Origin of the sequence: Termitidicoccus mucosus (genome assembly GCF_038725785.1) — a bacterium.
In the GTDB taxonomy this organism is placed as follows: domain Bacteria; phylum Verrucomicrobiota; class Verrucomicrobiia; order Opitutales; family Opitutaceae; genus Termitidicoccus; species Termitidicoccus mucosus.
Genome location: NZ_CP109796.1, coordinates 5,892,809 through 5,907,262, shown reverse-complemented (window position 1 = coordinate 5,907,262; position 14,454 = coordinate 5,892,809). Strand labels below are relative to the sequence as shown.

Sequence of the window (14,454 nt, the reverse complement as noted above, 5' to 3'; positions counted from 1 at the left end):
GCGGAGCCTGTCCGCGCTTCGTTGTCATTCTATTGTAAGAACACCCGCCCTTTTGTCATCCCGCTCGCCGCGGGCAATTTGTCCTGCACGGTTTCCCGGCGCACCCAACCGCATCCCCTCGCTGAAAACGCGCATCAGCATCCCGTCAATCCATATCTCAAAATGAGCGACGCCTCCCAAAAAATCCCGCTGCGGGAAAAACTCGGCTACAGTCTCGGCGACGTTGCCGCCAACTTCTTTTTCCAGTCGATGATCCTCTATCAGACCGCGTTCTACACGGACACGGTCGGGCTCTCGGCGGTCGCGGTCGGCACGATGTTTCTTGTGTTGCGCCTGGTCGACGCGGTTGTCGATCCGATCATCGGCGCGCTGGCCGACCGCACGCGCACGCGATGGGGAAAATTCCGCCCGTGGATACTCGTCACGGCGGTGCCGTTCGGCCTCGTGTTCTGGCTGGTGTATCTCTCGCCGGATTTCGGCATGGGCGGAAAACTCGTCTACGCCTATGTCACCTACGCGCTCATGATGATGCTCTACTCGGCAAATAACACGCCTTATTCCGCGCTCATGGGCGTGATGACGCCCGACGCCAGCGAACGCGCCAACATCGCGCGTTACCGCTTTGTCGCGGCGCTCGTCGGACAATTTCTCATTCAGGCGCTCACGCTGCCCCTCGTGGTCAAGCTTGGCGCGGGCAACAGCGCGCGCGGCTGGGCCGTGACGATGGGAATTTTTGGCGCGGTCATCATCGTGATGTATCTCGTCACCTTCGCGACCACGCGCGAGCGCGTGCAGCCGCCGCCCACGCAAAAGCCTTCGCTCGGCGCCGACTTGAAGGCGGTTTTCGCGTGCGGCCCGTGGCTGGTCATGTTCGTGCTCACGCTGTTGGTCTTCACGACACTCGTCGTGCGCGGCAGCTCGCTGAATTATTTTTTCAATTACTACCTTGATCGGGAGTCGATACGGTCGTTCCTCGACGGCGTGGGGCTCGCGTCCGCGGCGGGTCCGGGGGAAATCACAGGCTGGAAATCCGCGCTCGACGCGCTCGGCCTGATCGTGAAGGCGGACGGCTCCAACGCCCCCGCGGTCGGCCTGAGTTTCTTCTTCGTGGCCGGCTCGTTGATCCAGATTATCGGCATCATTCTGTCCAAGCCGCTCGCGGATCGTTTCGGGAAAAAAGCCGTGTTTATCACCGGCATGTCGGTGACGGCGGTGGCAACGGCGCTGGTGTATTTTGTCACGCCGACGTCGATGGGATTGCTCGTCGTGCTGAGCATCCTCTGGCCGCTCGGTTGGGGGCCGACGGTGCCGCTGCTTTGGGTCATGATCGCGGATGTCGCCGACTACTCGGAGTGGAAAACCACGCGCCGCGCCACCGGTTTCATGTATGCGGGGATTTTGTTCGCACTGAAAGCCGGGCTCGGCCTCGGCGGCGCGCTCAGCGGCTGGCTCATCGCCGCATATGGCTACGTGCCCAACGTCGCGCAGACCGAGCACGCGCTGCTCGGCATCCGGCTCAGCGCGACGATCTACGCGGCGATTCCCTTCGTGCTCGGCATTATTTGCCTGCTGTTCTATCCGATCGGGAAAAAACTCAACCTGCGCATCCAGGAGGAACTCGCCGAGCGCCGGAAAAATTACTGAACCGCCCCGCCGCGTATCCGATAAACCATGACACACCCGCCGCGCCGACCGTTTTTTCCCCGTCTGCTCATCCTCGCCCTCGCCGTGCTTGCCGCCGCCCGCGCCGAGGACGGCTACCGCCTCTGGCTGCGCTACGACCTGATCGAGGACGCCACGCAACGGAAAACCTGCGCCGAGGCCCTTGCCCGCATCACGCTCGCCACGCCCGGCGGCGTGGAGACACCCGCGCTCGCCGCCGCGCGCGACGAGCTCCAGGCCGCGCTCGCCGGCCTGCTCGGCCCGGACGCGAACTGCTCCGTGGAAATCGGCCGCGCGGAGCACGACGCGGCGCTGGGCGACGAGGGCTACGCGCTCCGCCGTTCATCCGCCGCGGGCATGGTCATCTCCGCCAACCGCGACATCGGCGCGCTCTACGGCGCGTTCGAATTGCTCCGCCGCGTGCAGACCCGCCAGCCGCTCGACGCGCTCGACTTCGCCAGCACGCCGCGCATCAGGCTCCGCCTCCTCAATCACTGGGACAACCTCGACCGCTTCGTCGAGCGCGGCTACGCGGGCTTCTCGCTGTGGAAATGGTTCACGCTGCCCGACGTCATCGAGCCGCGCTCGCCGACGTGTTCCGGCCCTACGGCATCCGCGTCTATCTCACCGCCCGCTTCAGCGCGCCCATCGAAATCGGCGGTCTCGCCACCGCCGATCCGCTCGATCCCGCCGTCGCCGCGTGGTGGCGCGGGAAAGCCGCCGAGATTTATCAACTCATTCCCGACTTCGGCGGCTTCGTCGTGAAGGCCAACTCCGAGGGCCAGCCCGGCCCGCAAAACTACGGACGCTCCCACGCCGACGGCGCGAACCTCCTCGCCGACGCCCTCGCGCCGCACGGTGGCGTGGTCATGTGGCGCGCCTTCGTTTACGACCACAACGTTCCCGACGACCGGGCGAAACAAGCCTGCGCCGAATTCCAGCCGCTCGACGGCCGGTTCCGCCCGAACGTCATCATCCAGATCAAAAACGGCCCCATCGACTTCATGCCGCGCGAGCCGTTTCACCCGCTCTTCGGCGCGATGCCGCGCACCCCGCTCGCCCTCGAATTGCAAATCACGCAGGAGTATCTCGGCGCGAACACGCACCTCGCCTTCCTCGCCCCGCTCTTCAAGGAGACGCTCGACTCCGACACCCACGCGCGCGGCCCCGGCTCCACTGTGGCCCGCGTCATCGACGGCAGCCTCGGGCCGCACGCGCTCACCGCCATCGCCGGCGTGTCCAACATCGGCGACGACCGCAACTGGACCGGCCACCCGCTCGCCGCCGCCAACTGGTATGCCTTCGGCCGCCTCGCCTGGAGCCACACGCTTTCCTCCGAAACCATCGCGGGCGAATGGACGCGCATGACGTTCTCCAACGACGCCCGTATCCGGAAACTCATTACGAAGATGCTCCTGGAGTCCCGCGAGGCCGTGGTGGACTCCATGATGCCGCTCGGCCTTCACCACATCATGGCGAGGAATCACCATTACGGCCCCGGTCCGTGGGTGGACGAGGGCCGGCCCGACTGGACCTCCACCTACTATCATCGCGCCTCCGCCGACGGCATCGGCTTCGACCGCACGCCCTCGGGCTCCGATGCGACCGCGCAGTATTTCCCCGCCGTCCGCGACCGTTTCAACGATCTCTCCACCTGCCCGGAAAACCTTCTGCTCTGGTTCCATCATGTTCCCTGGGATCACCGCCTGCGCTCCGGGCGCGAACTCTGGGACGAGCTTTGCCTGCGCTACCAGTCCGGCGTCGATGCCGTGCGCTCATGGCAGGCCGCGTGGGAAAATCTCCGCAGCCTCATCGACAACGAGCGTCACGGCCACGTTGCCGCGCTGCTGCGCATCCAGGAACGCTCCGCCCGCGAATGGCGCGACGCCTGCCTGCTTTATTTTCAAACCTTCTCCCGCCGCCCGCTCCCGGCCGGCGTCGAGCCGCCTGAATATCCGCTGGATCACTACAAATCCATCCGCCTCCATTACGTCCCCGGCACCCCGGGCGGAACATGAAACCGGCTTCGCCATGTCTCGCAAATTTCCGGCTTTTGCGCGCCGTCCGCGCCTTTTTGGGGATTATTTTCCACCGGGCAAACGGTCCCTGAACAACCGCGGCATGGCATAAATTATTTCTAATTGATTCCAGAACAAGGGTTGGTGGAAAACTGAAATGCGGTTTGTGCAATCCGTAAAAACTCCTGGGAAAAATATCTTAAAAAGCGCTTGCATTCCGCACTTGTTTTAACAGCCTGATTTTCCCTCCCGCCAAAAATCGCTTGTTGAGCCTAGCTCCGAGCGGTTTAAACGCCCGGCCTCATCGCCGGGCGTTTTTTTGGGCCAGTGGCGAGGATTGCAGCATGCCCTGGTTCCGGCGCCCGCTCGAACGCCAGCGCCCCGCGCAACATATCACGTAATTTTGACATCTCTAGGCGGATGCGAGATTGCCCGGATGATCGCGACCGCTTCGCGTGGCGGCTCACCGTGTCGTCAAGTGCCACTGCCCGCACAACGGGCATTTATACGCCGTCCGCCAGCGCTCCAGACCGAGCACGGCGACGGCATCCAGCGCGTCGGCCTGCGACCGGTAACGCCGCTTGCCGGTGCACATCCGCTCGCGTTCCTCGCGCGATGGCTCTCGTCGTTTGGGCTGCTTTCTGGGCACGCCAAACAACCAAGCGCGCGCCCGATCCTGTCGCAAGCAGTTTGAGGCCGGGGCGTTTCAGGTCATGCCGCCTGGAGGTACGGTCGCCGTGCCGTCCGGGTCGGGTGGCATGGGCGTCCCGCCCATGCGACGGCGCTCCGCGCCGCGAGGTTACGTTCAACATGAGCGGGGTCGCCTCTGCCGCCCAATCCCACGGGCGGGACGCCCGTGCCACGCAAACCACGCGGAGTGTATCCGTATAACAGATACCACCTAATCCATGGCAGGCCATGCCTGCGTCACTCCGGCGCGGTGAAGCGGTAGCTGCCGGAGACGACCTCGAAGACGGCCTCGTCCTTCACCCGCCGGAGGAGGCGCACGCCGCGGGCCTGCGCGACGGGAAGATCGCCCTCGCGGATGGCGGAGACCTCCGGCACGGGGAGATGCACCGTCGCCACCGCGCCCACCGGTATCGAGATTTTTAATACAAAACGGCCGTTCTCGCGCCACCACACGACGGCCACGGGGCCGCGCGGGGAGTGCACGGCGGCGCGCGCGCGGTCAATGCCGGCGACGGCGGCGGGCTTGATGATGACGCGCTTGAAGCCGGGGCCGGCGGGGTCGGGCTGGATGCCGGCGAGGTCATGGTAAAGCCACTCGGTGATCTGCCCGAGCATGAAGTGGTTTTGCGAGGACCGCGGGTTCGCGTCCCATGCCTCGGTGAGGCTCGTCGCGCCGCGGGCAAGCTGGTAGCCGTAGCCGGGCTTTTCGCTCTGGTTGTTCATCGCGAAAACCACGTCGGAACGCCCGGCGTCGGCGAGGGCGCGGAGCACGTAGCGGTAGCCGACGTCCCCGGCGGTGATGGCGTGGCCGCGGCTTTCGATGTCGGCGACAAGCGCGGCCAGCACGCCGTCGCGGCGTCCGGGCGGGACGAGCCCGAGCACGAGCGGCATGGCCTGCGCGGTTTGCGAGCCGGCGGCGTAAACGCCGGCGCGCGGGTCGAAGAATGCCTTGTTGAAGGCGTCGGCGATGCGCGCGGCCTCGCTTTCATAATACTTCGCCTCGACCTTGCGGTTGAGCAGCGTCGCGACGCGCCCGAGCGTGGCGGTGATCTCGTAATAAATGGCGGTGGCGGTGAGCGCGACCGGCGTGAGTTGCGCGACGCCGGGACGCTTCGGGCCGATGTCATACCAGTCGCCGAGTCCGTGCGAGAGCAGGCGCCCCTTCGCGCGGGTGCCGAGGTAGTCGGCGTAGCGTTGCATCTGCGGATAGTAGCGGCGCAGGAGCTGCTCGTCGCCCGTCCAGAGGTAATGCTGCCACGCCGCCAGGACGAGTGCGCCGCCCCATTCGGGCGAATCGCGGAAGCCGCCCTCGAACACCACGTATTCGGGGGCGATGCTGGTGACAAGCCCCTGCGGGGTTTGCGCGGCGGCCATGTCGTCGAAGCATTTTTCGAAGAGGCGCGTGACATCCCATTCGTAGCGGAGCGAGGGGCCGTTGAGATGGTATTGCTCGAGCCAGCCGAGCTTTTCGCGCTGCGGGCAATCGGTGAAGACGTGCGCGAGGTTGCTGGCCTGGGCCCAGCGGACGAGCGTGCGGATGCGGTTGAAAAGTTCGCTCGAGCATTCGAACTCGCCGGACGCGGGGGAGTCGGAATGGACGACGACGGATTCGAGCGATTCGATGACGGGCAGCGCTGCGGGCGCGGGGGAATCAGGCAGCGCGGAGGGCGCGGAGAAAGCGGGAGGAGAGGATGCGTGGGGGGCATCGCTTTCCGCTTGCGACTGGGAGCGCCGGCTTCCAGCCGGCATGTTTTTTTCGGATGCCGGCAGGATGCCGGCGCTCCCAGTCGCTGACGCGTTTTGGGCGGCGCCTTCGTTTTCCGCGAGGCGCGCGTAGTGGAGGGCGTTGCCGATGTTGCGGGAGCCGGGGGTGACGGCGCGGGCGGCGTCCTCGGGCGTGGCGTAGCGTTCGACCTGAAGGTAACGCGCGCCCTGGTAGAAAAACCTGGGAAACCAAGCCTCGGCGGATTCGTCGCCGGCAAGCGTGTATTGCCACCAGGCATTGCCGCCGCCGCAGGAACGCCGGTCGACGCTGCCGTCGGCATTCAGGAGTTCGGCCGGAATCATGCGCACGATGGAGCCGGCGGGGCCGCGCACGCGCAGGCGCGGCATCATGGAGGCGTTTTGCCCGAAATCATACACACTCACGCCGGGACGGATTTCGCGGACCGCGGCCGGCGCAAAGGTCTCAAACGCGCCGAAGGGTGGCGAGCTGTGCGACGCTCCGCGGAGTTTGCCGCCGGGGCCGGGCGCGGCGGCGGCGGGCGCCCAGCCGGAGTCGTCGAAACCGGGCTTGTCCCAGCCGCGAAGCGCGCGCGCGCGCCGGGAGTCGAAATCCTCGCCGCCATAAAAATTCGCATAGGTCGCCGGGCCGGCGGCGGTGGCGCGCCAGCTCGCGTCGGTGCTGATGATCTCGAAGAGTCCGTTGTCGTATTCGAGGCGGAGCTGCGCAAAGGCGACGGGCGCGCGCGGCGGCGTGACGAGCTTCAGGTAGCGCCCCTCGGCGCCCTCGCTGATGTTATAGGGACCGCCGGCGACCTGGATGCCGAGCGCGTTTTCGCCGGGGCGAAGCTGCGCGGTGATGTCATGCGTCTCGTAGAGGCAGGTCGAGGCATAGTCGGTCCACGCGGGCGTGAGCAGGCCCTCGCCGATGCGTTTGCCGTTGGCGGTGAACTCATACTGGCCGAGACCGGTGACGTGGATGACCGCGCGGCTGAGGCCGGGGCGGACGTTGAACTCGCGGCGCAGGAGCAGCGTGGCGTTGGCCAGCGGATTGGCGCCGGGGATGCCGAGCCCGTCCACGGCGGCGGCGCACGACCAGTGCTCGTCCTCGCGGGAATCGCCGGCCGTGACGCGCGCGCCGACGGCGATGTTTTTCCCGCCGGAGAGCACCTCGATCTGGCGGCAGGCCAGGCGCGTCCTGCCGGCCTCGTCGAGGGCGCGAAGTTTTGTCGCGGTCAGGCGCACGTAGCGCGCGGCGCGGCCCTCCATCGGCAGCGAGATGAGGTAGGCGCCGGCGGGAAAATCCTTTTCGGTGTGATCGGCGGCGATGACCGCGGCGCGGAAGGACGGCTCGTCGGAAAGCTCCAGCTTGAAACGGAGCGGCAGGCCGTAACGCGCCTCGACCGTGTGCAAAACCGAATGAATCCTCACGGTGTCGAGCGGGTGCGATTCGCCGAGGTCGAGCTGCACCCATTTCACCGTGTCCTGCCGGTCCGTGTCGCGCGAGCTGAAGCCCGCCGCCCGGCGTTCCCATTTCAGCATTTCCGCGTCGGAAATCCAGGACACGCCCGGCTGCCAGCCCGGCCCGCGCGCGGTGTCGAGCACGCCCATCGTCCATGACGCGACCGCGCTCCAGGGCGACGCCGCGCCGCGCGCGTCCCATGCGCGCACCTTCCAGAAAACCTGCTGCGAGGAGGCCGGCGGGCGCCCGAGATAAACCACGTGCTGCGACTGGCAGGAGACGACCTTGCCGCTGTTCCAGTAATCGGCCTGGTCCTGCGCGAGCATCGCGGCGTTGCTGGCGACGAGCACCTGCCAGGCGGTCTGCGCGTCGCCGCGCTCGTCGGACTGCAACCGCCAGCCGAGCCGCGGCTGGTCGGCATCGATGCCCAGCGGGTTTTCCATGCCCTCGCAGCGCAACCCGTCCACCGTGAGCGCGGCGAAAGTGCTGGCCGCCGCGCCCAGCAGGCCGAAGGCCAAAAACGCCGACGCCAAAACCGCGCGCGATTTCCGGCGCGCCGGACTCGGGAGACTTTTGGCAAAAAGCATTCCGACAAAAGACACCCGCCGGGGGCACAAGTGAAGAGAAATTCGGCAAAAAATTCGCACCGCCGAGGCGAAAAAATTGAACCCGCGCCGCCCGGCCCGGCGGCGCCGCTAGGCGCAATTCGACTTGTCCGGCATCGCCGTGCCCGCCGCCTCGTCGCCCGCCGCCGGCGCGATCACCTGCGCGAGACGCGCCTCGAATTCAGCCAGCACGCGGCTGCGGCGGAACTGCGCGACCCAGCCGCGCCCGTTTTCCGCCCATGCCTGTTTTTGCGCGGCATCGGCGGCGGCCATCTCGCGGGCGGCGGTCCGCAAGGCCTCCGCGTCGCCCGGCGGCACCACGCGGCCGAACCCGCCCGCCGCCACCGCCCGGGCCAGCTCGCTGTCGGCGTCGGCCACGGCCAGCACGGGGCGCCCGTGCTGGAGGATGGAAAGGAGCTTGCTCGGGAAAAAAAACTGCCCCGTGCCGCGTTGCTGCGTGATGAGGCTCACGTCCGCCTCGCGCAGCAGCGCTTGGTATGAGTCGTCGGGCTGGAGCGGATACAGCCGCACCCGGCTGCCCGGCGTGGCCGCGACCAGCGCGGCCAGCGATTCCTTGGCCGCGCCCTCGCCGCACACCGCCCAATGCGCCTCCGTGCCGACCGACGCCGCCACCGCCACCTCCAGCCCCTGCTTCATGCCGACGTTGCCCGAATAGGCGATGAGCACGGTGCCGTCCGCGATGCGGTTCGCGCGGCGGAACGAGGCCGCGCCGTCGGCGGCGCCCCCGGCGGCGGAGGCGGCCGCCGGCAATGCGTCGGGTATCCAGTTCGCAAACAGCCACGTTTTTCCACGCGGCACGCGCTTGCGCGCAAACGCATCCATCATGCCCTGCGAGATGCCCGATACCAGCGCGGCGCGGCGGTAGCTCCATTTTTCCAGCGCGTGCAGCGCGCGCACCGCCGGGCCCGGCTTTATCATGCCAAGCCCGAGCGCCGCGTCGGGTTGCAGGTCCTGCACATGAAACACAAAGGGGCGCCGCAGCAAAAGGCCCGCGACAAACGCGCCCAGGCCGAGGAACAGCGGCGGGCTGACGACCACAAACACATCCGGGCGCGGCAAAAAGAGCGCGCGTAGTGTGGAAGTGAATACAAAGCTCAGCTCGTGGACGAGCCGCTTGAGGGTGGACGGTTTTCCCGGCACGTAATGCCAGCAGCGCCGCACGGTCACCCCGTCCGCCCGGCGCGAGGTCTCGAAAAACTTGCCGCGGTCCTCCGGGCGCTTCCGCCACCACGGATAATAGGGGAAGCTGGTGAGCATCGTGACCTCGTGCCCGCGCGAGGCCAGCCATGCGCAAAGATCGGTGTTGAACGGGCCGATTCCGGTCGGCTCCGGCTCGTAGTTGATTCCCCAAATGGTGATTTTCACGATATGATAAATTTCCTCGGACGCGTCCGCCGTGGTCCCGCCTGCAGGTCGCGGGCCAATCCCGTCCGCGTCATGATTCCCCACTGCCAATCCGCCCGCCGCGTGGCCATATTCTTGTATCTAAATCCGCCCGGCGGGCGCGGTTTATTATCTTTATAACATTAATATAGGGGAAACCCCTACACGCGCCCGGGTTTTAAGATTCAATTTACCCAAACGGCATCGCGCCCGCACGGCGCAAGCTATTTGCCGGTATATATCCAAGCGCCGCACCGATCTTCCAGCATGCTCACACGCGCCTCCATCACCAACAGCAACGCCTTGGCAAACGCCGGGCCGCCGGGCTCCGCCGACGACGCCCGCCGCGCCCTCCCGATGGAAAAACGACGTGGTTTTCTGGACGGCGTGGCGCGGAATCGCGCGCTGCTGCCGGGGCTGGCGCTGATCGCGGCCACTTGGCTGCTGCTATTCTGGCGCCTGCACACGGAGTGGATCGTCAACGAGCTTTATTCCTACGGTTGGGTGGTGCCGTTTCTCGCGTTATATCTGTTCAGTGAGCGCTGGCGCGCGCGTCCGCCCGCGGCGGAGGGACGCCCGCACCCGTCGTGGCTGGTCCTCCCGGCGGCGCTGCTCGTGGCTTATCTGCCCATGCGCGTCATCAACGAGGCCAATCCCGACTGGGTGAAAATCAATTTCTACCTCACCTGTCTCGTCGCGGCCTTTTCGTTCGGCGCGCTTTTTGCGATCGGGCGGCTGCGCTACATGTGGCATTTCGCGTTTCCGATTCTTTTCACCTTCACCGCGCTGCCCTGGCCCATCGCGATCGAGGACCAGCTGGTGCAGACGCTCACGCGCTGGAACACGCTCGTCAGCGCCGACACGCTCACGCTGTGCGGCGTGCCGGCCATCGCCACGGGCAACATCATCCAGGTCGGCTCGTCATGGGTGAACGTCGCCGACGCGTGCAGCGGCATCCGCTCGCTCCAGACCGCGTTCATGATGTCGCTTTTTCTCGGCGAGTTTCACCGGCTCGGCCTGCTTTCGCGCGTGCTGCTGATGGGCTCGTCCTTCGTCGTCGCATTCCTGCTCAACATCGGCCGCACCATGACGCTCACGTGGATCAACGCCGCGCACGGCGGCGAGGTCATGGAAAGCTGGCACGACCACGTGGGCACCGCCGTCATGGTGTCGTGCATCGCCGGCCTGTGGGCGCTGTCGGTGCTGTTTGCGAGGCTCAAGCAGAAGCTCGGCGGCCGTTCGCTCCTTTCCGCGCTGACCCTCGGCACCCACGCGCCGACGCCCCCGGCGCCGGCCGCCGCCTCCGTATCCGGAAATCAAATACCCGCCCCCTTCCCCGCGGGCTTCGTCGTCTTCGGCCTCGCCGTGCTCGCGGCCGCGGAGCTGTTCACGGAAGGCTGGTATCGCCGCCATGAGGCGCACCTCGACCCGCCGCCGCAATGGACGATCGACTGGCCCGCGCACGCCCCCGGCTTCCAGCAGACGGAGTTCCCCGACCGCACCCGCGCCATCCTCAAATACAACGAGGGCGAAACCTGCTCGTGGATCACGCCCGAGGGCTACGAATTCCAGATGTATTACATCCGCTGGCATGCCGGGCGCGTGTCGAAGTTCCTTTCCGGCGCGCATTACCCGACCGTGTGCATGCCCGCCACCGGCCTGAAATACGACGGACGCGCCGGCGTCCTCGACATTCCCGCCGGGCCGCTCGACATCCGCTTCACCAATTTCCTTTTCGATTCCAACGGCGCGCCCGTGTATGTGTTTCACGCCATCATCGAGGACCGTCCCGCGGCCGACACCGAAAAAATCGACTACCGCCAGGTGAGCAGCTCCGAGCGCATCGCCTCGGTCCTCAACGGCCACCGCAACCTCGGGCAACGCGTCATCGGGATCTCCATTTTCGGCGCCACCTCGCTCCAGGACGCCGAGAGCGCCGTCCGCGACCAGCTCTCCGGCATGCTGAAAGTCACGCCCGTGCCGCGCGCCGTCGCCGCCCTTTCCATCCAGCAACAATAAAACCGCGTCCCCTCTTTTCTCTTTATTCTTTCTCTGTCCTCTTTCTCTGCGCGCGACCACCGGCCTTTGAGGAGAAAGAGGAAAGAGAAAGAATAAAGACGAAAGAATAGAGGGCGCACCAATTCACCAGCCTACCAGCCTTCATCAATCCGCCCGCCATGCCATTTTTCCGCAAACGCACCAAACGCATCCTCATCATCCTCGCCGCGCTCGCCGTCTTCCTGCTTGGCGGTTACGCCGGCGCGCGCTGGGTCGCATGGCCCTGGTTCAAAGGCTGGCGTGAAACCCGCACCAACCACATCGCCCGCGAATACCTTGAGAAGGGCGATTATCCCAATGCCCTCGTCGCCGCCCGGAAGACGCTGAAATACAACCAAAACAATATCGACGCCTGGAAACTCGCCGCCGAGATCACCGAGAAGCAGGAGGCGTCCGACACGCTCTATTACCACCAGCGCCTCTCCATCGTCCAGCCCACGCTCGAAAACAAACTCAAGCTCCTGCGCCTCGCGCTCGAATTCCGCGCCTACAACTACGTGGCCTCCACCATCGACCATCCCGGCGTCGATGTTTCCCGCTCCGCCGAATTCTACAAACTCGCCGCGCAAATCAGCCTGCGCGCCGGCAACCCCGCCAAGGCCCGCTACCTCCTCATGAGCCTCGTCTCGCTCCAGCCCAGCGATGAATCCCGCCTCGAGCTCGCCCAGCTCAACCTCATGAACGGCCTCGACGAAAACAAAGCCGGCGCCCGCGGCGAAATCCGCGAAATCGCCGCCCGCTCCCCCGCGCTCCAAGGCCGCGCCCTCGCCGTCCTCCTCGCCGACGCCATGGAAAACGCCGACGCCGCCACCTCGCTCGAACTCGCCGCGCAGCTCGACACCCAGGCCGAGCTTTCCCCCTCCACCCGCCTCCTCATCGCCGACACCCACCGCCTCTTCGCCCCCGACCGTTTTCCGGCCACCGTCCAATCGCTCGAAAACTCCTTCGCATCCTCCCCCGGCAGCACCGTCGCCCTCGCCACCTACCTGGCCAAAAACGGCCACGCCGCCGAGGCGGTCCGCTGGCTCTCCACCCTGCCCGCGGAAACCCGCGCCATCGAAACCATCCAGATCGCCCACGCTTCCGCCCTTCTCGCCCTCAACGACTGGCCCGCGCTCGACAGCTACCTCCGCGCCACCCGCTGGGCCCAAAACGAATACGCGCGCCAGATTCTCCTCGCCCGCGCCGCCCGCGAACGCGGCGACCAGCGCGCCTTCGCCGACGCCTGGCGGCTCGCCGTCATGGACATCGGCAACACCCCGCGCAAAATCAACGCCCTCTACAGCCAGGTTTCCCGCTGGGGCTGGACCGACCAGAAAAACGAACTCCTCTGGAAACGCTTCCAGTTGAACCCCGCCGACAAGACGACCCGCGACCAGCTCGCCGCCTGGGAGCTCAGCCGCGGCAACACCTCCGGCCTCAACCGCCTCTACGCCCGCCTCCTCGAGCAAAACCCGTCCGATGCCGACGCGAAAAACAACCTCGCCTACACCAACATCCTTCTCGGCACCAATGTCGAACGCTCCGCCGCCGACGCCCAAGCCCTGCACGAATCCGATCCCTTCAACGCCTACTACCTCACCACGCTCGCCCTCGCCCACTACCGCCAGGGCAAGCCCGTCGAGGCGCTCAACACCATCGACAAACTCGGCCTCGGCGTCCTCACCTCGCCGCAGCGCACGCTGCTCCGCTCCGTCATCCTCATCGCCAACAACCGCGTGGACGAAGGCGCCGACCTCCTCGCCCGCGTCCAGACCGACCGCCTTCTCCCCGAGGAACGCCGCCTCCTCACCGAGGCCGCGCCCGCCATCGCAAAAGCCCGCCGCGGCCAGCGCAACCTCGCCCACCTCGCCTCGCTCACCACCGCCGACGCCGCCTCCGGAACCTCCGCCGCGGTGAAAAGCTGGCTCGCCCTCCTCTCCGAAAACCAGCGTCCCGAGCCCACCTCGCAAATGGAACTCGCGGAATCCTTCTACGCCCTCGATGACTACGCCGCGCTCGAGAACACCCTGAACTCCGGCGCCTGGCCCCGTCCCTACGAACACCTCCGCAACGCCCTCCTTGCCTACTCCCGGCGCCAGCTCGGCCAGTCCTCCGACGCCCGTGTTTCCTGGCGCGTCGCCCTCGGCTCGGCCGGCATGAACCGCGATTCGCTGCTCGACCTTGCGGCCCTCTGCGCCGACTGGGGCTGGACGCCCGAGCGCATCGAAATCCTCAACCGCATCCACCAGCGCACCCCGCTCGACAACGCCAACTTCACCGAACTCGCCGCCTATTATCACCAAAACGGCCAGACCGCGGAGCTGGCCCGCATCTACGCCGTGCGCATCGACGCGGGCGACGAGGACCCGGCCAACAAATCCCTGCTGGCCTACTACAGCCTCCTCACCGACAGCAACCTGGCCCGCGCGCACGTCCTCGCCCGGCAGACCCACGACCGCGCGCCCGCCGATCCCCTGCATGCGAAAGTGTATGCCTACTCCCTCTGCAAACAATCCCGTCCCGCCGAGGCGGCCCGCATCCTCGCCGATCTCCCCGACCAGCCCGAGACCGGCTACGCCCAGCTCGCACTGATCAAGGCCGCGACCGCGCTCCTGCAAAACGACACTGCCGACGCCCGCCGCTACTTGGAGAATTTCGATCCCTCCACCGCACTCCCCGAGGAAGTCGCCCTGGCCGACACCATCCGGCAAACCCTCGCGCAAAAAGACGTGTGAACACCTCTCCGGGCAACCGAAGGTGACGCCGGCAAACTTGCGGACGCAGCCGGGTCAACACGCGCTGCCGCGCGAGACCGTTTCCGAACCATTTTCAGGCCTGCGCCGTCCAGGCG

At 66.5% G+C, this 14,454-nt stretch carries 6 protein-coding genes and 1 pseudogene; 4 read left to right on the top strand and 3 right to left on the bottom strand.

Features of this window, described 5'->3' with window-relative positions; genetic code table 11:
* Positions 1-162 precede the first annotated feature (162 nt).
* Both OH491_RS20635 and OH491_RS20630 read left to right on the top strand, forming a co-directional pair.
* Positions 163-1,644, top strand: coding sequence for an MFS transporter (locus OH491_RS20635; protein WP_068772699.1), 1,482 nt, complete (start codon positions 163-165; stop codon positions 1,642-1,644).
* A gap of 27 nt (positions 1,645-1,671) precedes the next feature.
* A pseudogene (locus tag OH491_RS20630) lies at positions 1,672-3,680 on the top strand (alpha-glucuronidase family glycosyl hydrolase).
* Positions 3,681-4,143: 463 nt separating this feature from the next.
* Here the strand turns inward: OH491_RS20630 and OH491_RS20625 are convergent.
* The 3 genes from OH491_RS20625 to OH491_RS20615 form a co-directional block, all read right to left on the bottom strand.
* A complete protein-coding gene (locus tag OH491_RS20625) occupies positions 4,144-4,329 on the bottom strand; it encodes a hypothetical protein (protein ID WP_145929067.1) in 186 nt (61 codons plus the stop codon).
* A gap of 278 nt (positions 4,330-4,607) precedes the next feature.
* Positions 4,608-8,141: an alpha-L-rhamnosidase gene (locus tag OH491_RS20620; protein ID WP_068772639.1), complete on the bottom strand. Its 3,534-nt coding sequence runs from the start codon at positions 8,139-8,141 to the stop codon at positions 4,608-4,610.
* A 108-nt stretch (positions 8,142-8,249) separates the two neighbouring features.
* Complete coding sequence (locus OH491_RS20615; RefSeq protein ID WP_068772640.1) at positions 8,250-9,545, bottom strand: WcaI family glycosyltransferase; 1,296 nt, start codon at positions 9,543-9,545, stop codon at positions 8,250-8,252.
* A 285-nt stretch (positions 9,546-9,830) separates the two neighbouring features.
* Here OH491_RS20615 and OH491_RS20610 point away from each other — a divergent pair, with 285 nt between their 5' ends.
* Positions 9,831-11,582 carry an exosortase/archaeosortase family protein gene (locus OH491_RS20610; protein WP_068772641.1) on the top strand — a complete coding sequence of 584 codons (1,752 nt, stop codon included), beginning with the start codon at positions 9,831-9,833 and terminating at the stop codon, positions 11,580-11,582.
* Positions 11,583-11,740: 158 nt separating this feature from the next.
* On the top strand, positions 11,741-14,338 hold the full coding sequence (locus OH491_RS20605) for a hypothetical protein (protein ID WP_068772642.1): 2,598 nt from the start codon (positions 11,741-11,743) through the stop codon (positions 14,336-14,338).
* Positions 14,339-14,454: the final 116 nt, after the last annotated feature.